Origin of the sequence: Loktanella sp. 3ANDIMAR09 (genome assembly GCF_001420005.1) — a bacterium.
GTDB lineage: Bacteria > Pseudomonadota > Alphaproteobacteria > Rhodobacterales > Rhodobacteraceae > Loktanella.
Genome location: NZ_LJAK01000009.1, coordinates 36,248 through 56,495, shown reverse-complemented (window position 1 = coordinate 56,495; position 20,248 = coordinate 36,248). Strand labels below are relative to the sequence as shown.

Below are 20,248 nucleotides of genomic sequence, written 5' to 3'. Positions count from 1 at the left end.
AATCGCGCGATCTGCGCCAAACAAGCGCCGTTTTCAGTCTGCATCCGGGATCTCTGACCAACCGGAGGACCACGATGCTGCGACCCTTACTATTCATCTTCTGTGCGGCGACCGCGCTGGCGCTGCCCACGCATGTGACCGCGGCGAATGCCTGCGCTGCCCCCGGCGATTCCAACGCCATCGCGACAGAGATCGTCAACGGTGTGAACCAGACGCGGCGCGCGCGCGGTCTGCCCCCGCTGGGGTTCAACCAGCGTCTGGCGCAGGCCTCGCAGGATCATGCCTGCGATATGGCGATCCATGCCATTCGCGGTCACCGTGGCAGTGACGGGTCCAATGCGCAGCTGCGCGCTCGGGCCCGCGGCTATCGGGCCTGCACCATCGCCGAAAACGTGGCATGGGATTTTCCCCGCGTTGCACAGGTTGTGAATGGCTGGAATGCCTCACCCGGCCATTTGTCCAACATCCTGCACCCGCGCGTGTCCGAAATGGGCGTCGGTGTCGCACAGGGTGCCAAGGGGCCGACCTATGTGCTGGTGCTCGGCCAAAGCTGCTAGCCATTCCCGCGCCAGACGCTAGGGTGCCGCCCAGATCAGACAGGGGGCCAATATGCGCGTCATCTTCATGGGAACACCCGATTTTTCGGTGCCGGTGCTGCAGGCGCTGGTCGATGCAGGACACGAGGTGGTTGCCGTCTATGCACAACCGCCACGCCCTGCCGGGCGCGGCAAGAAGGACCGGCCCAGCCCTGTGCAGCAGCGGGCGATGTCTCTCGGGCTGGAGGTGCGGCACCCGGTCTCGCTGAAATCGGTCGCGGCGCAGCAGGCCTTTGCCGATCTGCGCGCCGATATCGCGGTCGTCGTGGCCTACGGGCTGATCCTGCCACAGGCCGTGCTGGATGCGCCGCGCCACGGTTGCCTGAATATCCATGCCTCGCTCTTGCCGCGCTGGCGCGGGGCCGCACCCATCCACCGCGCGATCATGGCCGGTGACGCCGAGACCGGCGTATGCATCATGCAGATGGAGGCCGGGCTTGATACCGGCCCTGTCCTGCTGCGCGAAACAACGGCCATCGCCACCGATGACACCACGGGAACCCTGCATGACCGTTTGTCCGGCATGGGCGCGCGCCTGATTGTCGAGGCGCTCGCCCGTCTGGCGATGCTGCACCCGGTTCCGCAGCCTGACGACGGCGTCACCTATGCCACCAAGATCGACAAGGCCGAAGCGCGGATCGACTGGACGCAGGATGCAACCACGATTGATGCACAGATCCGTGGACTGTCGCCATTTCCCGGGGCCTGGACGGAAATCGGTGGCGAACGGGTAAAATTGCTGGCCAGCCAGGTCGCTGACGCAAGCGGCGAGCCGGGGCAGGTCCTGCGCGACCTGACGATCGCCTGCGGCACGGGGGCCGTGCAGGTCACCCGCCTGCAACGCGCGGGAAAACGCCCGATGGATGCCGCAGAGGCCCTGCGCGGCCTAGACCCCGGTCCATTCGTGCAGTGATCCGCTGCATCATCTTGCCCGAAATACTCCCGCCGGAGGCATCGGCCCAAAGGGCCGAAGGGTCATCAGAACCCACCGTCCTTGTGACCGAAAAAGACCTTTGTCACATCCTGCGTCACATCCCAGATCACGCGCCGCCCGTCGCGGCTGAACAACGTGTCGCCTGCCGCAAAGCGGGTCACCTCCTGGCTTGCGACATCTGTCAGTGTGCCGGACCCGGACAGAATCGTCATCATCTCGTCGCCTTGTTCGATGCAGGAAAACGCACCGGCCGTGCAGCGCCAGATCCCCGCACGGGTGGGGTGACCCGGCCCACCTGACAGGATGCGGCCGCTGGCGCGGGGTGTGCCGCGCAAAATCGCGTATTCGCTCGCAGAGGCGGTGAACGGCCAGTCGTCCAGCGCGCCCACATCATCGCCGGGTTGCCAGCGCAGCATCAGTCGATCGCCCCGAATGCCGCACTTTGCAAGGTGCAGTCGCGCACCACGTCCGCGCCGCAGTCACGCGGTTCCAGATCCCTGGTCAGGCAGATCCTCGCCTCCTGGATCGCGCCGTCGCGGCAGGTGACGGTCACCCCGTCGGGTGACAGCTCGGGGTTCTTGTCGATGAAGGCCTCCTCGATCAGCGACGCAGGCAGTGTCACGTCCCGGTTCAGCTTGCGAAAGGCCTGCGGGATGGCGACGCTGTCGTAGGCCCGGCGCGCAAGGTCGAAATAGGCCTGCGACGTCAGGCCCGAACAGCTGCCATGCTTGTTCCACTGGTACCATGCCAGCCCGCTGGTCCCCATGATATCGACCATTGCCGCCGTCTGCCCGCGTGACGGGGGCTGCACGCTGGTGCGGCAATCCTGTGGGTAGCCGTATTCATATTGCGGCCACAGCCCGTGCAGAACCCAGCCGTAATTCGCCCCCGGTGCACATTGCGGTGAATTGCGCGCGCGCCCTTCGCGGTCGCACCAATTGGGCGACCATGACAGCGCCATCACGTAGTAATCGAAATCGCCCGCCTCATCCGCCAGGGCAGGAGGGGCGATCAGGGCCGCAGCGGCCAGCCATTTCCACATTTGCAGTCTTTCCAAATTCGTGTGGTCTGACTATATACACCTCAAGTTCCCCGACAATGCGAACCCGGCCCATGCGGTCAGCCCCCTCAAGGGCGCGGGAAAGGCTTGTCCAGAATAGGAGAGACATGATGGCTGACAACAAACCGATCATGGCCAAGGCGACGGCCGTCTGGCTATGTGATAACACCACGCTGACCTTCAAGCAGATCGCGGATTTCTGCGGCATGCACGAGCTGGAGGTGCAGGGCATCGCCGATGGCGACGTCGCCACGGGCGTCAAGGGATTCGATCCCGTCGCCAACAACCAGCTGACCCAGGAAGAACTGGACAAGGGCATGGCCGATCCGTCCCACGCCCTGAAGCTGAAATTCTACAAGGCCGCCGTGGGCGAGGAAAAGCGCCGCGGCCCGCGTTACACGCCGCTGTCCAAGCGTCAGGACCGCCCGGCTTCGATCTACTGGCTGGTGAAATTTCACCCCGAACTGTCGGACGGCCAGATCAGCAAACTGGTGGGCACGACCAAGCCCACGATCCAGGCGATCCGCGAACGCACCCACTGGAACATCAACAACCTCGAACCGATCGACCCGGTGGCGCTGGGCTTGTGCAAACAGTCCGAACTGGACGCCGCCGTGCAAAAGGCCAATGCCAAAAGGGCCGCCGAGGGCGGTGCGATGACTGACGACGAGCGTCGCAAACTGGTCAGCACCGAAAGCAGCCTTGGCATGGCGCCTGAACCCAAGATGCCCTCGGCCATCGCCGGGCTGGAAACCTTCAGCCTGACCGAGACACCCGAGGATGACGAAGAACCCGTCGACACCCGTGACGTGCGCGACGCCGACAGCTTTTTCAAGCTGCCGGAAAACGTCGATGCGGAAAATGACGACGAGGATTGATCGACAGATCATCGCCGCAATCTAAAAAGGCCCCGGTCAGACGACCGGGGCCTTTTTCGTTTCCGACACGCATCGTGACATGCGCGGCTGGCGTCTGGCGCGCGGGGCTCTTGCCGCGAGGTGAGGGGGACGCCTCAGATCGCGCGGCGGGCCTTGAGGGCGGCGGTGATCGTGCCATCGTCGAGGTAGTCCAGTTCACCACCGACCGGCACACCCTGGGCCAGCGAGGTCACCGTGATCCCCGGCAATTGGTCGGCAATGTAATGCGCCGTGGTCTGGCCGTCGATCGTGGCCCCCAAGGCCAGGATCACCTCTGTCACGTTTTCGGATTTGATCCGGTCCAGCAGGCGCGGGATGCGCAGGTCCTCTGGTCCCACCGCATCGAGTGCCGACAACGTGCCGCCCAGGACGTGATACCGCCCCTTGAACTGGTTGCTGCGTTCCATCGCCCACAGGTCAGACACATCCTCGACCACGCAGATTTCGCCGATGGCGCGCCGCTCGGACGCGCAGATCCCGCAGATGTCGTCGGTCGCGATATTGCCGCAGTTGACACATTCGCGCACCGTTTCGCCCACCTGCTGCATCGCATCCGCCAGCGGAAGCAAAAGATTTGCGCGTTTCTTGACCAGATGCAGCACCGCACGGCGGGCCGAGCGGGGGCCCAGCCCGGGCAGTTTCGCCATGAGCGCGATGAGATCGTCGATGGCCTGCGGGCTGTCTGTCATTGACCGGCTTTCCATGCGGAAAGCCGGGCCTTCGGCGAGAGTATTTTGGGCAAGATGATACGGGCGGGCATGCCTTAGAACGGCAGCTTCATGCCAGCCGGCAAGCCGAGGCTTTCGGCGATTTTCGCCATTTCCTGCTGGGCGCGGTCGGCGGCGCGGGACTGGGCGTCCTTGATCGCGGCGAGAATCAGGTCCTCGACGATTTCCTTTTCGTCACCGTTGAAGATGCTGGGATCGATGTCGAGGCCCGTCAGATCGCCCTTGGCGGTGGCGGTTGCCTTGACCAGTCCGGCCCCGGATTCACCCACGACGGTGATATGGTCCATGTCTTCTTGCATCTGGGCCATCTTGGCCTGCATGTCCTGCGCGGATTTCATCATCTTGGCCATGTCGCCAAGTCCGCCTAAACCTTTGAGCATTGGATTTTTTCCTTATTCTGACCGCGGTTTGCGCGGCGCGGTGATCAAGACTGTCATGACACATATTGCAATGACGATGCCGATCGACAAGGTTTGTGGCCCGATACAGCCTTCGGCGCGGGCTTGCGACAGGATCTGAACGTCAGAGCTGAGCAGGTAGATATAGCCTGACCATGCGACCACGGCGGCCGCACCGGCCCAGGTGCTGCGAAACCAGATCGCGGCCCCGGTCGCGATCAGCAGGGCAACGGTCGGTGCCGTGCTGAACAGCCAGATCGCCTCGGTCATTGCGCTGACCGGGCCGCCTGACCAATCGGGGCGCATCTGCGCGCAGACCTGCGCCAAGGCGGGCCCGGGGGCAAATGCCAGCAGCAGGGTCAATGGGTATCGCACGTCTGTCACTCCTTCTGGCGCGGGGCCTGCGGCGGTCGTGCCGATGTGCACCGCCGCATTATGCGATGGACGATAGGCAGGGCCGCGAGGACGAACAAGCGGGGTTTACTTGACTAAAAGAATCGGGATTAAATGATTGAGTAAATCAGTCAGGATAAGGAATCATCTGATGTTGCGATCCAGAACCCCATTCATCCCAGCCCTTGCGAGCCTAGCGCTGTGCGGCGGACAGGCCCTTGCGCAAGATACGGCCAGCGTCGCCGCGCTGGTGGACGCATTGCAGTCCGGCGGTCACATCCTTTATGTGCGGCACGCCATGACCGAGACCGATTATGCCGATCAGGTCGCGGCCAAGCTGGGCGATTGTGCAACGCAGCGTGTGCTGAGCGAAGCCGGCTGGCAGCAAGCCAAGGCCATCGGTGCCGCCATCAGCGCGCTGGAGATCCCGGTGGGCGATGTCGTCAGCAGCGAATATTGCCGGGCCTGGCAGACGGCCGATCTGGCCTTTGGCCGCTACCGGCAGGATGCGGCGCTGAATTTCGCACCGGCCGAGGATTATACGCAGTCCGATCTGGACATGATGTCGGCCAATGTCGCGACGGTGATGACGCAGATCCCGCAGGACGGCAATCTGGTGATCGTGGGCCATGATGACCCGTTCGAGGCTGCGACGGGGATCTATCCCGAACCGCAGGGCGTGGCCTATGTCATCGCACCACGGGATGATGGTTTCACCGTTCTGGGCCGGATTGGACCGGATGACTGGCCCGCGTCCTAATCGTCGTCAAAAGGGTCCCATTCTTCGTCGACCTCGGGCAGCATGTCGCCCGCCGCATCGGCCAGCCTGTCGGCCTCGGTCTTGATGTTTGCGATCTTGGCGTTGGGAAAGGCCGCAAAGACAGCCTGAACCAGCGGATGCGCGCGGGCCTCTTGCTCGCGCGCGCTGTCTTCGGCGTCGCGCAGTTCGGCGATGGTGGGGGCACCAGGGGCATTCGTCACGGTGACGGCCCAGCGGTTGCCGGTCCAGGCCTGGAGCCTGGCACCCAGACGCTGGGTCAGGTCGGCTGCGGCGTCGGCGGTGGGGTTCACTTCGATGCGGCCGGGTTGATAGGCCACCAGACGCAGGCCGGTTTCAACCTCGACCAGCAGTTTCACATCGCGGTGGTGGCGGATCAGGTCGACGACATCCTCGAACCGCGCGTAATGGGCGAGCGCATCGGCGGCCAGCTGCGGTGCCGCACTGGCCGACGGGCCGGACGGGCCGCTGTGGGTCGGGGCAGGGGTGCGTGATACCGCATGGGTCGCACCGCCACCGGCGGGCGCGGGGCGCGGTGCGCCGCCGCCGGGACCGCTGGGCGGCGGTGTCGCATCCTTGAGTTTTTTGACCAGATCCTCTGGCGTTGGCAGATCTGCGACATGGGTCAGCCGGATCACCGCCATTTCGGCGGCCATCATGGCGTTGGGGCTATGGGCCACCTCTTCGAGTGCCTTGAGCAGCATCTGCCACATGCGTGACAGCACGCGCATCGGCAGCGCCTCGGCCATGGCGAGCCCGCGGGTGCGTTCGTCGGGGCCGACGGTGGGGTCCTCTGCGGCCTCTGGCGTGATCTTGATGACACTGACCCAATGGGTGACTTCTGCCAGATCGCGCAGGATCGCCATAGGGTCCGCCCCTTCGGCGTATTGGTTGGACAGTTCCAGCATCGCTTCGGCGGCATGGCCGCGCAGGATCATGTCGAACAGATCGAGCACGCGGCCCCTGTCGGCCAGACCCAGCATGGCGCGGACCTGATCGGCGGTGGTTTCGCCTGCGCCGTGACTGATCGCCTGATCCAGTAGCGAGGTTGCATCGCGTGCGGACCCTTCCGCGGCGCGGGTGATCAGCGCCAGCGCGTCATCCGCGATTTCGGCACCTTCGGAGGCGGCAATACGTCTGAGCAGGCCGATCATCACCTCGGGTTCGATCCGGCGCAGGTCGAACCGCTGACAGCGCGACAACACGGTCACCGGGACCTGTCTGATTTCCGTGGTGGCAAAGATGAATTTGACGTGCGCGGGTGGTTCTTCGAGCGTTTTGAGCAGCGCGTTGAACGCGCTTTTCGACAGCATGTGCACTTCGTCGATGATAAAGATCTTGTAGCGTGCAGAAACGGCACGGTAGCTGACGGTTTCGATGATCGCATCGCGGATGTTCTGCACACCGGTATTGGACGCGGCGTCCATCTCGATCACGTCGACGTGCCGGCCCTGCATGATCGCGGTGCAATGTTCGCATACGCCGCAGGGTTCGGTCGTGGGGCCGCCGTTACCGTCGGGCCCGATGCAGTTCATCCCCTTGGCGATGATCCGGGCGGTGGTGGTTTTGCCGGTGCCCCTGATCCCCGTCATGATGAACGCCTGTGCGATGCGGTCGGCATCAAAGGCGTTTTTCAGCGTGCGCACCATCGCGTCCTGTCCCACGAGGTCGGCAAAGGTCTCGGGCCGGTATTTGCGGGCGAGAACCTGATAGGCGGGTTGGTCTGACATGATGCTCTTTTCGCTGGATGCTGGCACCAACCTATGCGCCCGGCGCCGACAGGGCAACCGATGGACGACGTTCGACCTGCGGGGGCAATCGGGTGCTTTTGCCTGCGAGGGTGATGGCATTAGTATTGTGTCGTGACAGCCAAGGATGAGGTGACCGTGACGGAATTCATACCACATGCGCTGGACTGTGGCGGCGGCACGCTCGCCATTTCTCCGATTCCGGGCCGCACGCGACATTATGCGACCGATTGGGACCGCCTGATGACATGGGGCCCCAGTCGCGTCATCAGCATGACCACGCAGGCAGAGCTGGATCGCAAGGGTGCCGGATCGCTTGGGTGTGATCTGGTCGCGGTGGGGATTGCGTGGGACCATCTGCCGATCCCCGACTTTGGTGTGCCGGGGGCCGATGTTCTGGCACGCTGGCCCTTCGTCGCGGCCATGGCACGCGCCGATCTGGGGCAAGGTGGGCGCGTTTTGGTGCATTGCTTTGGCGGATGCGGGCGGTCGGGGATGGTGGCCCTGCGCCTGATGATCGAAGCAGGTGAACCGGCCGACCTGGCCCTGTCGCGCCTGCGGCAGGTCAGGCCATGTGCGGTGGAAACCGACGCGCAGATGCGCTGGGCTACCGGCGGCCCCGTTTCTTGCCCTTGACGGCGGCGTTGACGGTTTTGGAGAACCGGCGCTTGCGGGCGTGTGCCTCGGCGGTGGTTTCGGTCGCGATCTCGTCCTCGCGCCGCAGTTTGCGATAGCGCGCCAGCCTGTCAGCGGTCACGCGGCCTGCGTCCACGGCGGCCAGCACGGCGCAACCAGGTTCGTTTTCGTGTTTGCAATCGCGGAAACGGCAATCGTCGGTCAGGCTGCTGATTTCGGGAAAGGTCGCGTCGATCCCGAATGACACATCCGCCACGCCCAGCCCCCGCATCCCTGGCGTGTCGATCAACCAGCCGCCCTGCGGCAGGAGATGCAGGCTGCGACCCGTCGTGGTGTGGCGGCCGCGCGCGTCGTCCTCGCGGATACCTTGCGTCGCGGCGGTGTTGCCGGTCAGTGCATTGGCGATGGTCGTTTTGCCAACACCGGACGATCCGGCCATGGCAACGGTCTGCCCCACAGCGCACCAGGGCGACAGGATCTGCGCCACGTCCGCACCCTTGGCGTTCAGGGCGACGACAGGCAGATCCGCCCCCAGCGCCTGCGCCTCGGCCACGTAGGCTGCGGCATCATCCGCCTGATCGGATTTTGTCAGCAGGATCACAGGCGCAATTCCTGCGTCATGGGCAAGTGCCAGGTAGCGTTCCAAGCGTGCCACGTTGAAATCCGCATTGCAGGATGTCGTGATGAACAACGTGTCGAGGTTCGCCGCGATCAACTGACGTTCGCCGGTGGCGTACTCCTTGCCGCGTTGTAGGGTGGTGTGACGGTCCAGCAGGTGCAGGACGCGAGCGGCGTCAGGGTTGCACAGAACCCAGTCGCCGACGGCAATCGTGGCGGTAGATTGGCCGGGGTCCAGTGTCAGGTCAACGGGTCCGTCCACCGTCAGGCCGGCGACACGTTTGCGATGGACGGAACTGATGCGGGCGGGTGTTCCGTCGCGGTCGGTGATCTGGTCGGCGAAATGATCCGTCCATCCCATCTGCAACAGCGTCAGCGGCTCAGCCATGCGCTGTGCCGGTCACGATGGTCGGGCTAAGGCGGGCACGGTCTGGCAGATCCTAATCCCTCGTCCCGCTGGGGGTCATGAGTGGGGGTGAGAGGTTGACAACGACCCAAGCGGTATTCGTTGTGGCTGCTACCTTCCGGTCCTGACCAGGTTGGCGAAGCACTCGCCCGCGCCAACCTCTCGCCCTGTATATAGGGGGCTGAGAAAATCAGTGCAACCCGGCCCGGCCTACAAGCGCAGATGAAATTGCATGAACCCGTCACCCAGCGCATCGCCTGCGGTCACATGCGGCACGCCCGCCAGGTGATCGCGTGCGGCGCTTGCCGAGACAAAGCAGGCGCTGGCACCCGCAAGAGGGGCAAAGCGCCAGACAGGCTGCGCCTCGCGCGGGGTGATCCGCCCTGACGACAGGGCATCCTGCAAGGCGCCGCGCAACCCGATCTGCGATGTATAGACGATGTCGGACTCATCTGCCCGGACAAGAGAGCCGCCGCCGCGCGCCCGGTAGGCGCTGGTTGCGACGATGACCAGCGCATCATCATTCAGCGGCGTCTGACCCAGCCGGATGTCGCGGATGCGGGGCGCGGACTGGGCCATGCTGTCCGCCACAATCGGTTCCGCCGACAGGTCGATGACATAGTCGAGGCCATGAATGGTGTCGAAATGGTAGGATGCGGTGCGGCCTGACAGCAAGGGTTGGGCGGTCTCATGCGGAACCAGCCGGTTGAAATAGGTCGCGCTGCGTTCCAGCCAGTCGCGGATCTGCCAGCCACGCCGCAGGACGGCGCAAATGCGATTGTCGAACGGGGCAATCGCCGTGCAATCGCGCAGGCGCAGCGGACCGCTGGGGATGTCGACAAAGTTCTGCGCACCCGCATGACCGCCTGCGGCAAAGGATGCGGTGCTGGACAGGATCGGCAGCGCGGCAAGGTCGGTGCCGGACAAACCCGTGCGCACGACGTCGGCCTGCACGCGCGCCAGCAGATCCGCGGTGCCGTCCAGCCCGATGGTTGCGAAATAGCTGTGCATCGCAACGGGTGATCGGCACACCGTCTGCGACAGTCGCGCCACCGTGGCACGATGGGCCGGGGCGATGACCGGTGACAGACGTGCTGACAGATCGCCGGGCCCGGATACCTGTGCAGGACTGGGACGGAGCAACTGGATATGATGCCGGGCCGGGTGCCAGCGGCCTTGCGCATCCAGCACAACCGTCAGATCCAGCTGCCCCAGATGTTCGCCGTGTGGGCCGGGCATCATCGCGGGTTTGCCGTGGATCGTGCCGCTGACGGTATCCACTTGCGGAAATTGCCCAAAGTCCGGTCCTGGAAAACTGCGATGCAGGTGACCCATCAGCACCACATCGATCCCGGGCAGGGCCGCCAGGGCCGCGGCCGGATTTTCCGACCGGTAGGCCGGGGTGTCCGCTGACGGACCACCGTGACACAGGGCAATGACAAGATCGGCACCCGCCCGTTGCAGCTGCGGCAGATAGGTCCGCGCGGCGGAAACGGCGTCGTCAATCTCGAGTGCATTGTCCAGTTTGTCCGCGCTCCAGTCCGTGATCTGTGGCGGTGCAAAGCCGAGCAGGCCAATCCGGATCGGGCGCGACACGCCGTCCGAACACATCAGGTCGCGGGTGATGATCTTCCAGCGGTTCGCAAGGTTCTCGATCGGGGCCCGGCGCAGGTTGCTTGCCACGATGCGGTCTGCGCAGGGCCTGAGGGCTGCGGCAAGGTAGGGCAGGCCAAATTCGAAATCGTGGTTCCCCAGCGTGATGGCATCGTAGTCCAGCATCTGGAACGCCGCCGTGATGGGATGCGGCTGAAGATCGCGCTGCGCGATTTCATCGGCTAGCGGCGTCCCATGCAAAAAGTCGCCGCAATCCACCAGAATAGAAGCGCTGGCCGCGCGTCTGGCCTGCGCGATCAGCGGTGCAAGGCCAAACAACCCCGATGGCGTCGCATGTTGCGTCCCAAAGTAATTATAGCCGTCAAACGACATGTGCAGATCGGTCGTCTGCAAGATCCGCAACGTTGCGGAGACAATGATCGGCGGTGCAGCTGTCATGGGACTAAATCGAACGATCACCGGATGTTTTGCAACCCTAAGAGGATCGTGCTGAAAGATATGTAAACAAAGATTGCAAAGATTGAGCTTTGTTGGCCAGCGTGCCATTCAATGGATCATGAAAATTGCAGAAACCGTCACCTTTGCAGGTGCCAATCTGGATCGCGCGGCTGACTGGCGCGCTGATTCCACCGCCCACATAGCTGATTCGGATGTGATCGCACTCTGGCGCGGCAAACCCCTGGTCATGGGGGATGCGCTGGTGCGGCTGCGCCACGATCATCCGGCGCTGTCGGATGCGCGTGACATGCGCCTTCTTTTGGCGCGCAGCGGGGGGCGTGCGATTTTTGCGGCCGATCTGTCTGACTGGACGCCCGCGGGTCCTGACGTGGCCCATCTGGACAGCTTTTCCGACCAGACCGAGCAGGCGCATCCCGCCGTGCCGCAGGCAACCTTTGTCGAGCTGCGCAGTGCCATGACGCGGCTGTCGCGCGAGGATGCCGAACTGGCGGCGACGGCGCGTTCCCTGTTCCATTGGCACGCGATCCACGGGTTTTGCGCCAATTGCGGCGCGGCAAGTGTTGCGACACAGGCGGGGTGGCAGCGCGATTGTGCCGCTTGTGGGCGGCATCATTTTCCGCGCACTGATCCAGTGGTCATCATGTTGATCACGCATCAGAATTCCGTGCTCGTCGGTCGGTCCCCCGGCTGGCCCGAAGGCATGTATTCCTTGCTCGCGGGTTTTGTCGAACCCGGCGAGACGCTGGAGGCCGCCGTGCGCCGTGAGGTGTTCGAAGAGGCCGGCGTCACGGTGGGCGCAGTCAGCTATCTGGCCAGCCAGCCCTGGGCATTTCCGGCATCGCTGATGTGCGGGATGCGCGGCGAGGCGACAAGCACGGCAATCAAAATCGATCCCGCCGAGATCGAGGATGCCCGCTGGGTCACGCGAGAGGAAATGGCCGATGTATTCGCGGGGCAACACCACGACATCAAACCCGCACGGCCGGGCGCAATTGCTCACTTTCTGTTAGAAAACTGGTTATCTGACACACTTGACTGATGTGGCAGGCGTATCTTGCGCCCAGGAAGATTGAAGGTAGGAGCATGAAATTCAGCGCGCGCGAGGACATTGAGGCCCCGATCGACGTCGTTTTTGCCAGCGTGACGGATTTCGACACCTTCGAGCGCCAGATGATCCGGCGTGGCGCAGAGGTGCGTCGCACCGACCCTGACGGGATTGCCGGGGTGGGCAGCGTCTGGGATGTGGCGTTCAGCTATCGTGGACGGGCGCGCAAGATCACGGCGACTGTCGCGCGGATGGAAAAACCCAACTTGCTGGAACTGACGCTGGTCGCCAACGGCCTGAACGGCGTATCGACCATCGAACTGCTGCCGCTGTCACAAAACAAGACGCGGATGTCGATGGCCATTGATCTGTCCGCCAAGACACTGTCCGCCCGCCTGCTGCTGCAATCGCTGAAACTGGCAAAATCGAATCTGACCAACCGGTTCAAAAAACGCGTCGCCGATTTCGCCGCCAGCATCGAAAGCCGGGAAAAACCCACGCGCAGCTGATCAGCGCTGCTCAAACCTGCGGGGGGCGGCTGGAAACACGCCCATGATACGCAAATGGTCGGTGAAATAATCCAGTTCATCCAGCGCCAGCCGCACGTTCGGATCCTCGGGGTGGCCTTCGATTTCGGCATAGAACTGGGTGGCGCGAAACGTGCCGCCGACCATGTAGCTTTCGAGTTTGGTCATGTTGACGCCATTGGTCGCGAAACCACCCATCGCCTTATAGAGCGCGGCCGGAATGTTGCGGACCCGGAACACGAATGACGTGACCATCTTGCCGTCGCCGCGCCGGCTGTGGTCGGGGTCGCGCGCCATGACGACGAACCGCGTGGTGTTGCGCGCGTGGTCCTCGATATGTGCGGCCAGCACATCCAGTCCGTAGATGTCGGCGGCCAGTTCGGATGCCAGCGCCGCGCGGCTGGGGTCGCCTGCTGCTGCAACCTCGCGTGCTGCGCGGGCATTGTCGGAACTGACCACGCCGCGGATGGCGTTGTCGCGCAGAAATGTCGCGCATTGCGGCAGGATGACCACGTGGCCATAGGCCTCGCGCACATCGGCAAGCGATGCGCCCGGCACGCCCAGCAGGTTGACGTGCACCCGCACGAATGTTTCGCCGACGATATGCAGCCCGCTTTCGGGCAAGAGGGAATGCACGTCGGCCACCCGGCCATAGGTCGAATTTTCGATCGCGATCATCCCCAGCTCGGCGCGCCCGTCGCGCACCGCCGCCAGCGTATCGTCAAAGGTATCGCAGGGCAGGGGGGTGAAATCCGGTTGTGCCTCGACGCAGGCCTGATGGCCGTAGGCACCCAGTTCGCCCTGAAACGCGATATGTCCGCTCATGCTGTGGTCTTTCCCGGATAAATGGCCGTGCCTGGCCCCTTGCCTGCGGTTTGGGGCGTTTCGACGCGCCACTATACCTTGCACTGGACGGGTGAAAACGGCTACACGGCGGCAAAGATTTAATGCGAGGTAGAACGCGACATGTTCGACACAATGACGATGACCAAGGTCCTTGGCGGACTGTGCGGCACACTTTTGGTGTTCATGCTGGGCGGATGGGCCGCCGAACTGATCTATGTGGGCTCTGGCAGCCATGACGAGGATCATGCGCAGGGCTATGTGATCGAGGTGCCCGAGGCTGATACCGGTCCCGTCGAAGAAGTCGTCGAAGTGACGTTCGAAGAAGCATTCGCTGTCGCCGATGCCTCCGCTGGCGAAGGTGTGTTCCGCAACTGCCGGTCCTGCCACGCGCTGGCTGACGGCGAAAACGGCGTAGGCCCGCACCTGTATGATGTGGTTGGTCGTGATATCGACGCGGTGGCGGGATACAACTATTCCGGCGCTCTTGAAGAGGTTGCCGATGTCTGGACGCCGGAAAACCTTTATGCGTTTCTCGAGGACCCGCAGGGTTGGGCACCGGGAACCGCAATGGGATACCGGGGTCTGCCGGACCCTGCCGACCGCGCGAACCTGATCGCCTATCTGGCGTCGAACCCCGGCAGCTGAGGCAGGCCGCGCCCAATGGTCACAGCCGCGCCCCTCGGGGCGCGGTTTTTTTGTGCGCCGACATGACCTTGTCGTCAGATAACATATTCTCAACTTGATGCTGGCCCAGCCGGGGCGTTACCGTGTCGCGACCCACGCAACGGAGAGTCCAATGTCCCAAGCCATTTGCCGCCCCCGTATCGTCAACCGCACCCGTCATGCGCTGCTGGGCAGCACGTTGTTGTTCGGGGCCGCACTTTGGGCTGATCGCGCCACGGCGCAGGACGAGGCGTTGATCGAAACGCACGCCTATTCGTATTTCGGGGATGTGAAATACGGGCCCGACATGACGCATCTGGACTATGTGAACCCGGACGCCCCCAAGGGCGGGGAAATGTCGCAAAGCGTGCTGGGCACTTTTGACAGTTTCAACCAGTTCACGCGGTTGGGCAATGCGGCGGCCCTGTCCACCACCCCGTTCGAGGATATCATGATCGCCACGGCGGATGATCCGACAACGCTGTATTGCTATCTGTGCACCACCATCGAATATCCCGAGGATCTGTCCTTCGTGATCGTCAACCTGCGCGAGGATGTCACATTTTCTGACGGCAGCCCCATGACGGCGGCGGATATGGAATTCACCTACAATCTGTTCATGGAACAGGGGCTGCCGGAATTTCTGGCCGTCGTGAATGACCAGATTTCAGATTTCGAGGTGCTGGACACCTACCGGTTCAAATACACCTTCACCGATCAGGCACCGCTGCGCGCGCGCGTGGGCCTTGCGTCGATCTTTTCCCCGTTTTCCAAGGCAGAATGGGAAGCATCGGACCGCCGTCTGGACGAATCCTGGGACACCCCGCCCATGGGGACCGGGGCCTACATGCTGGGGTCCTTCGACTATGGCCGCGATCTGACATATGTGCGCAACCCGAATTTCTGGGGCGCTGACCTGCCGTTGAACGTCGGCCGCAACAATTTCGACAGCATCAGGTTGGAATATTTTGCCGATGGGTCTGCCGCTCTGGAGGGGTTCAAGGCCGGCATTTACCGGTTCCGGAACGAGTTTTCATCGCTGCAATGGGCGACGGCCTATGATTTTCCGGCCGTTCAGGACGGCACGGTGATCAAGACGGAACTGGCGGACGGCAACCTTGCATCGGCGCAATCGTTCATTTTCAACCTGCGGCGCGAGAAATTTCAGGATCCCCGCGTGCGCGAGGCGCTGGGCCTGATGTTCAATTTCGAATGGTCGAACGAAACACTGTTCTATGGCCTGTATGATCGGGTCACCGGGTTCTGGTCGAACTCTGACCTTGCCGCAACGGGTACCCCGTCCGAAGGTGAACTGGCGCTGCTGCAACCGCTGGTGGATGAGGGATTGTTCGACGCCAGCATCCTGACGGATGAGGTCGTGATGCCGCCGGTATCGACCAGCAACCAGCTGGATCGCGGCAACCTGCGCCGCGCCTCGGCCCTGCTGGACGAGGCAGGCTGGATTGCGGGTGATGACGGCATGCGCCGCAAGGACGGCGAGGTGCTGCGCGTCGAATTCCTCGAATCCAGCCCCAGCTGGGACCGCATCATCAACCCCTATGTGCAGAACCTGACGCGCCTTGGCATTGATGCGGTGCTGGAGCGCGTCGATCCGGCGCAGGCAACCGAACGCCGCCGGTCGGGCGACTGGGACATGCTGACCCATAGCATTCAGATGGGGCTGGAACCCGGTCAGGTGCTGTACCAGTGGTTCGGGTCCGAGACCGCAGAGGATAGCAGTCGTAACCTGATGTATCTGAAAAACGAGGGCATCGACCGCCTGATCGACGCCGTCGTGAACGCCACGACGACCGAGGAAATGACGACCGCAACACATGCGCTGGACCGGGCGCTGCGCACCATCCGGTTCAACGTGCCGCAATGGTTCAAGGCCGTGCATACCGTCGCTTATTACGACATCTATGACCATCCCGCCGAACTGCCGCCCTATGCCTTGGGCGAGATTGATTTCTGGTGGTATGACGCTGACCGCGCCGCAGAGCTGGGCATCACTGCCGGCGGCGATACACAGTAACCATGGGCGCCTATATCCTGAGACGGTTGTTGCTGGTGATCCCCACGTTGTTGGGGATCATGATCATCAACTTTGCCCTGATCCAGTTTGTCCCCGGTGGGCCGATCGAACAGATCATCGCCCGCATGGAAGGCGGCGGTGACGTGTTCGAAGGCATCTCGGGCGGGGGTGGCGAAATCACGGGTGGCGGCGAATCCGACTATATCGGTGGTCGCGGCCTGCCCGCCGATTTCATCGCGGAACTGGAGGCCGAATTCGGTTTCGACAAACCGCCGCTGGAACGGTTCCTGAACATGATGTGGAACTACATGCGGCTGGATTTCGGAGAAAGCTATTTCCGGTCCATCAGCGTGTTCGATCTGGTGATGGAAAAAATGCCCGTCTCGATCACGCTGGGCCTGTGGTCCACGCTGATCGCCTATCTGATTTCGATCCCGCTGGGCATCCGCAAGGCGATCCGCGACGGCACGCGGTTTGACACCTGGACCTCTGCCGCGATCATCGTCGGCTATGCGATCCCGGGTTTTCTGTTCGCGATCCTGCTGATCGTGCTGTTCGCGGGTGGCAGCTATTACCAGATTTTCCCGCTGCGTGGCCTGACGTCCAACAACTTCGAAGAGCTGTCACTGGTCGGCAAGGTGCTGGATTATCTGTGGCACATCATCCTGCCGGTCACGGCGCTGACGATTTCGTCCTTTGCCACGCTGACGCTGCTGACCAAGAACAGCTTTCTTGACGAGATCAAGAAACAATACGTGATCACCGCCAAGGCCAAGGGGCTGGGCGAACGCCAGATCCTGTATAAACACGTGTTCCGCAACGCCATGTTGATCGTGATTTCAGGCTTTCCGGCGCTGTTTGTCAGTGTGTTCTTTGGGGGATCGCTGATTATCGAGACGCTGTTTTCACTGGACGGTCTGGGCCGTCTGGGGTTCGAGGCTGCGGTCGCGCGTGACTATCCGGTGGTATTCGGCACGCTGTTCGCCTTTTCGCTGCTGGGTCTGATCGTCGGCATCATCACCGACCTCACCTATGTGCTGATCGACCCGCGCATCGATTTCGAGGGGAGGGGCTGACATGAGCCAGACCGAAGCCTCTGACGTGGCCCTGACCGCGGGTGCCGCGACCGCCCCCACGCGGCGCAAGCCACGCCTGTCGCCGCTGAACCAGCGCCGCTGGCGCAATTTCAAACGCAACCGCCGGGCGCTGTGGTCGCTGGTGATCTTTGGCATTCTGTTCGGTCTGTCGCTGTTCGCCGAAGTTCTGGCCAACGACAAACCGTTGCTGGTCAGCTACCGGGGCGAGGTGCGTGCGCCCATCATCTCGTTCTATTCCGAACAGGATTTCGGCGGCGATTTCCCGACCGAGGCGGGCTATACCGATGTCGAGGTGCAATGCCTGATCAAGACAGGCGGTCTGCTGTCCTGTTTCGATGATCCGCAGGGCATGATCGACGCGGCCGAGGCGGACAGCATCGACGATCCTGATTTCGTCAAGGGCTGGATGCTGTGGCCGCTGATCCCCTACAGCTATGACACGATCGTGGATATTCCCGGCGTGGCCCCCTCGGCACCCGACGGCAACAACTGGCTGGGCACGGACGACACCAAACGCGATGTGGCGGCCCGGGTGATCTATGGCTTTCGGCTGTCGATCCTGTTTGCGCTGATCGTGACAACGGCTGCATCGCTGATCGGCATCGTCGCTGGTGCCGTGCAGGGCTATTTCGGCGGATGGACGGACCTGATTTTCCAGCGGATCATCGAAATCTGGACGGGCACGCCGTCGCTTTATGTCATCATCATCGTCTTTGCGATTCTGGGGCGAAGTTTCTGGTTGTTGGTGTTCCTGACCGTGCTGTTCGGCTGGCCTGCGCTGGTGGGTGTGGTGCGTGCCGAATTCCTGCGCGCGCGCAATTTCGAATATGTCCGGGCCGCTCGCGCGCTGGGGGTCAGTGACCGCACCATCATGTTCCGCCACATGCTGCCCAACGCCATGGTCGCCACCGTGACGATGCTGCCGTTTCTGGTGACCGGGTCCATCGCGACGCTGGCCAGCCTCGATTTTCTGGGCTTTGGTCTGCCGTCCTCGGCGCCGTCGCTGGGCGAATTGACCCTGCAGGCGAAACAGAACCTGCAGGCACCTTGGCTGGGGTTCACGGCATTCGTGACCTTTGCGGTGATGCTGTCGCTGCTGGTGTTCATTTTCGAAGGGGTTCGTGACGCATTCGATCCCAGAAAGACGTTTCAATGAAACCAGTTCTCGCGGTGTCGAACCTGAACGTGCGATTCAGGCAGGATGGGGCCGTGACCCATGCGGTGCGGGGTGTGTCATTCACCGTCGGGCGCGGTGAAACCGTCGCTTTGGTCGGTGAATCCGGGTCGGGCAAATCCGTTACGGCGCTGTCCACTGTGCAGCTCTTGGGGGATTCGGCGCAGTCCGACGGGTCGATCACCTACGAGGGCCGCGAGATGCTGGGCGCATCAGAGGCAGAGCTGCGCCGGGTGCGCGGCAACGACATCAGTTTCATTTTTCAGGAACCGATGACCTCTCTCAACCCGTTGCATACGATCGAACGGCAGTTGGGCGAATCCATCGTGTTGCATCAGGATCTGCGCGGCGATGCGGTGCGTGCCCGCGTGATCGAGATGCTGGAACAGGTGGGCATCCGCGACGCCGAACGCCGCCTGACCGCCTATCCGCACGAATTGTCCGGCGGCCAGCGCCAGCGGGTCATGATCGCGATGGCGCTGCTCAATGGTCCGGACCTGCTGATCGCGGACGAACCGACAACCGCGCTGGACGTGACGATTCAGGCGCAGATCCTGGATCTTCTGGCCGAGCTGAAGGCCAGACAGGGCCTGTCGATGCTGTTCATCACCCACGACCTGACCATCGTGCGCAAGATCGCGGACCGCGTCTGCGTGATGAAGGACGGCGAGATCGTCGAGACAGGCCCCACGGCCGAGATTTTCGGCAATCCGCAACACCCCTATACACAGATGCTGCTGGCTGCCGAATCCGCAGGCGTGCCTGCCCCTGTTGCCTCAGATGCCCCCGTCGTCGCACAAACCGAACAGCTGAAAATCTGGTTCCCGATCTATCGCGGCCTGCTGAAACGCACGGCCGGCTACGTCAAGGCGGTCAACGACGCCACGCTGTCCGTCAGGGCAGGGGAAACCATCGGGATCGTTGGCGAATCGGGTTCGGGCAAGACGACGACGGCACTTGCGATCATGCGATTGATCCGGTCCGAGGGGGCGATCACCTTTCAGGGGGACCGCATCGACGGGTTGAGCCAGCGCCAGATGCGCCCCTACCGCAGCGACATCCAGATCGTGTTTCAGGACCCCTACGGGAGCCTGTCACCGCGCATGACGGTCGAACAGATCATTGCCGAAGGTCTGACCATCCACAACATCGACCCCGGCAGACCACGCCGCGACATGGTGGCCGAAATCATGACAGAGGTCGGGCTGTCGCCCGATCTGATGGACCGCTATCCACATGAATTTTCGGGCGGTCAGCGTCAGCGCATCGCAATCGCGCGGGCCATGATCCTGCGCCCGAAACTGGTGGTGCTGGACGAACCGACATCGGCGCTGGACATGACGGTGCAGGTACAGATCGTTGAATTGCTGCGCGATCTGCAACAGCAGCATGGCCTTGCCTATATCTTTATCAGCCACGACCTGAAGGTCGTGCGCGCCCTGTCGCACAAGGTGATGGTGATGAAACAGGGCGACGTGGTCGAATCTGGCCCTGCTGCCGATATCTTTGACAATCCACGCACCGATTATACCCGTGCGCTGATGGCTGCCGCATTCGAGGGTCGGACGATCTGAAC

At 62.8% G+C, this 20,248-nt stretch carries 21 protein-coding genes and 1 other RNA gene; 12 read left to right on the top strand and 10 right to left on the bottom strand.

Annotation, left to right across the window (positions count from 1 at the left end; all coding sequences use genetic code 11):
- Nucleotides 1–74 precede the first annotated feature (74 nt).
- Both AN189_RS13440 and fmt read left to right on the top strand, forming a co-directional pair.
- Nucleotides 75–557 (top strand): CAP domain-containing protein, encoded by a 483-nt coding sequence (locus AN189_RS13440; protein ID WP_056036741.1) that lies wholly within the window; start codon nt 75–77, stop codon nt 555–557.
- 52 nt (nt 558–609) lie between these two features.
- Nucleotides 610–1,509, top strand: a complete 900-nt coding sequence (gene fmt / locus AN189_RS13435) for a methionyl-tRNA formyltransferase (protein WP_056036740.1) — start codon at nt 610–612, stop codon at nt 1,507–1,509.
- A 65-nt stretch (nt 1,510–1,574) separates the two neighbouring features.
- On the opposite strand, the gene AN189_RS13430 is transcribed toward fmt, so the two are convergent.
- Together AN189_RS13430 and AN189_RS13425 are read right to left on the bottom strand one after the other, a co-directional pair.
- Nucleotides 1,575–1,946 carry a cupin domain-containing protein gene (locus tag AN189_RS13430; protein WP_056036738.1) on the bottom strand — a complete coding sequence of 124 codons (372 nt, stop codon included), beginning with the start codon at nt 1,944–1,946 and terminating at the stop codon, nt 1,575–1,577.
- Nucleotides 1,946–2,572 carry a ribonuclease T2 gene (locus AN189_RS13425; protein WP_056036737.1) on the bottom strand — a complete coding sequence of 209 codons (627 nt, stop codon included), beginning with the start codon at nt 2,570–2,572 and terminating at the stop codon, nt 1,946–1,948. Before AN189_RS13425 ends, AN189_RS13430 begins: the two co-directional genes overlap by 1 nt.
- A gap of 128 nt (nt 2,573–2,700) precedes the next feature.
- Between AN189_RS13425 and AN189_RS13420 the strand changes: the two genes are divergently transcribed.
- Entirely contained in the window at nt 2,701–3,468 is a 768-nt protein-coding gene (locus tag AN189_RS13420) for a DUF1013 domain-containing protein (protein WP_056036947.1), read from the top strand.
- Nucleotides 3,469–3,602: 134 nt separating this feature from the next.
- Here the strand turns inward: AN189_RS13420 and recR are convergent, their stop codons facing one another.
- The 3 genes from recR to AN189_RS13405 all read right to left on the bottom strand — a co-directional run bounded on the left by recR (nt 3,603) and on the right by AN189_RS13405 (nt 5,008).
- Nucleotides 3,603–4,196 (bottom strand): recombination mediator RecR, encoded by a 594-nt coding sequence (recR, locus tag AN189_RS13415; RefSeq protein ID WP_056036944.1) that lies wholly within the window; start codon nt 4,194–4,196, stop codon nt 3,603–3,605.
- 74 nt (nt 4,197–4,270) lie between these two features.
- Nucleotides 4,271–4,615 (bottom strand): YbaB/EbfC family nucleoid-associated protein, encoded by a 345-nt coding sequence (locus tag AN189_RS13410; protein ID WP_056036735.1) that lies wholly within the window; start codon nt 4,613–4,615, stop codon nt 4,271–4,273.
- A 12-nt stretch (nt 4,616–4,627) separates the two neighbouring features.
- Entirely contained in the window at nt 4,628–5,008 is a 381-nt protein-coding gene (locus AN189_RS13405; RefSeq protein ID WP_157057496.1) for a hypothetical protein, read from the bottom strand.
- A 169-nt stretch (nt 5,009–5,177) separates the two neighbouring features.
- Between AN189_RS13405 and AN189_RS13400 the strand changes: the two genes are divergently transcribed.
- Nucleotides 5,178–5,786: a histidine phosphatase family protein gene (locus tag AN189_RS13400; RefSeq protein ID WP_056036731.1), complete on the top strand. Its 609-nt coding sequence runs from the start codon at nt 5,178–5,180 to the stop codon at nt 5,784–5,786.
- On the opposite strand, the gene AN189_RS13395 is transcribed toward AN189_RS13400, so the two are convergent.
- A complete protein-coding gene (locus AN189_RS13395; RefSeq protein WP_301281460.1) occupies nt 5,783–7,654 on the bottom strand; it encodes a DNA polymerase III subunit gamma/tau in 1,872 nt (623 codons plus the stop codon). The two genes, AN189_RS13400 and AN189_RS13395, sit on opposite strands and share 4 nt — an antisense overlap.
- A 12-nt stretch (nt 7,655–7,666) precedes the next feature.
- Here AN189_RS13395 and AN189_RS13390 point away from each other — a divergent pair, with 12 nt between their 5' ends.
- Nucleotides 7,667–8,188 (top strand): protein-tyrosine phosphatase family protein, encoded by a 522-nt coding sequence (locus AN189_RS13390; RefSeq protein WP_056036727.1) that lies wholly within the window; start codon nt 7,667–7,669, stop codon nt 8,186–8,188.
- Here AN189_RS13390 and rsgA read toward each other — a convergent pair.
- The 3 genes from rsgA to AN189_RS13380 all read right to left on the bottom strand — a co-directional run bounded on the left by rsgA (nt 8,160) and on the right by AN189_RS13380 (nt 11,264).
- On the bottom strand, nt 8,160–9,194 hold the full coding sequence (gene rsgA / locus AN189_RS13385) for a ribosome small subunit-dependent GTPase A (protein ID WP_056036725.1): 1,035 nt from the start codon (nt 9,192–9,194) through the stop codon (nt 8,160–8,162). The two genes, AN189_RS13390 and rsgA, sit on opposite strands and share 29 nt — an antisense overlap.
- Before the next feature lie 85 nt (nt 9,195–9,279).
- Nucleotides 9,280–9,377, bottom strand: an RNA gene (gene ffs / locus AN189_RS18830) — signal recognition particle sRNA small type.
- 45 nt (nt 9,378–9,422) lie between these two features.
- Nucleotides 9,423–11,264, bottom strand: a complete 1,842-nt coding sequence (locus tag AN189_RS13380; protein ID WP_056036723.1) for a 5'-nucleotidase C-terminal domain-containing protein — start codon at nt 11,262–11,264, stop codon at nt 9,423–9,425.
- A 118-nt stretch (nt 11,265–11,382) separates the two neighbouring features.
- On the opposite strand from AN189_RS13380, the gene nudC reads away from it, so the two are divergent.
- Both nudC and AN189_RS13370 read left to right on the top strand, forming a co-directional pair.
- On the top strand, nt 11,383–12,324 hold the full coding sequence (nudC, locus tag AN189_RS13375) for an NAD(+) diphosphatase (protein ID WP_056036721.1): 942 nt from the start codon (nt 11,383–11,385) through the stop codon (nt 12,322–12,324).
- A gap of 44 nt (nt 12,325–12,368) precedes the next feature.
- Entirely contained in the window at nt 12,369–12,839 is a 471-nt protein-coding gene (locus AN189_RS13370) for an SRPBCC family protein (protein ID WP_056036719.1), read from the top strand.
- Here AN189_RS13370 and AN189_RS13365 read toward each other — a convergent pair whose 3' ends face one another.
- Nucleotides 12,840–13,682 (bottom strand): prephenate dehydratase, encoded by an 843-nt coding sequence (locus tag AN189_RS13365; RefSeq protein ID WP_056036717.1) that lies wholly within the window; start codon nt 13,680–13,682, stop codon nt 12,840–12,842.
- Nucleotides 13,683–13,823: 141 nt separating this feature from the next.
- Between AN189_RS13365 and AN189_RS13360 the strand changes: the two genes are divergently transcribed.
- The 5 genes from AN189_RS13360 to AN189_RS13340 all read left to right on the top strand — a co-directional run bounded on the left by AN189_RS13360 (nt 13,824) and on the right by AN189_RS13340 (nt 20,246).
- Nucleotides 13,824–14,348 (top strand): cytochrome c family protein, encoded by a 525-nt coding sequence (locus AN189_RS13360; RefSeq protein WP_056036715.1) that lies wholly within the window; start codon nt 13,824–13,826, stop codon nt 14,346–14,348.
- Nucleotides 14,349–14,499: 151 nt separating this feature from the next.
- Nucleotides 14,500–16,401 (top strand): extracellular solute-binding protein, encoded by a 1,902-nt coding sequence (locus tag AN189_RS13355; protein ID WP_056036714.1) that lies wholly within the window; start codon nt 14,500–14,502, stop codon nt 16,399–16,401.
- 2 nt (nt 16,402–16,403) lie between these two features.
- Nucleotides 16,404–17,477 carry a microcin C ABC transporter permease YejB gene (locus AN189_RS13350; protein WP_056036711.1) on the top strand — a complete coding sequence of 358 codons (1,074 nt, stop codon included), beginning with the start codon at nt 16,404–16,406 and terminating at the stop codon, nt 17,475–17,477.
- 1 nt (nt 17,478) lies between these two features.
- Nucleotides 17,479–18,654 carry an ABC transporter permease gene (locus AN189_RS13345; protein WP_083484413.1) on the top strand — a complete coding sequence of 392 codons (1,176 nt, stop codon included), beginning with the start codon at nt 17,479–17,481 and terminating at the stop codon, nt 18,652–18,654.
- On the top strand, nt 18,651–20,246 hold the full coding sequence (locus AN189_RS13340) for an ABC transporter ATP-binding protein (protein ID WP_056036710.1): 1,596 nt from the start codon (nt 18,651–18,653) through the stop codon (nt 20,244–20,246). Before AN189_RS13345 ends, AN189_RS13340 begins: the two co-directional genes overlap by 4 nt.
- Nucleotides 20,247–20,248: the final 2 nt, after the last annotated feature.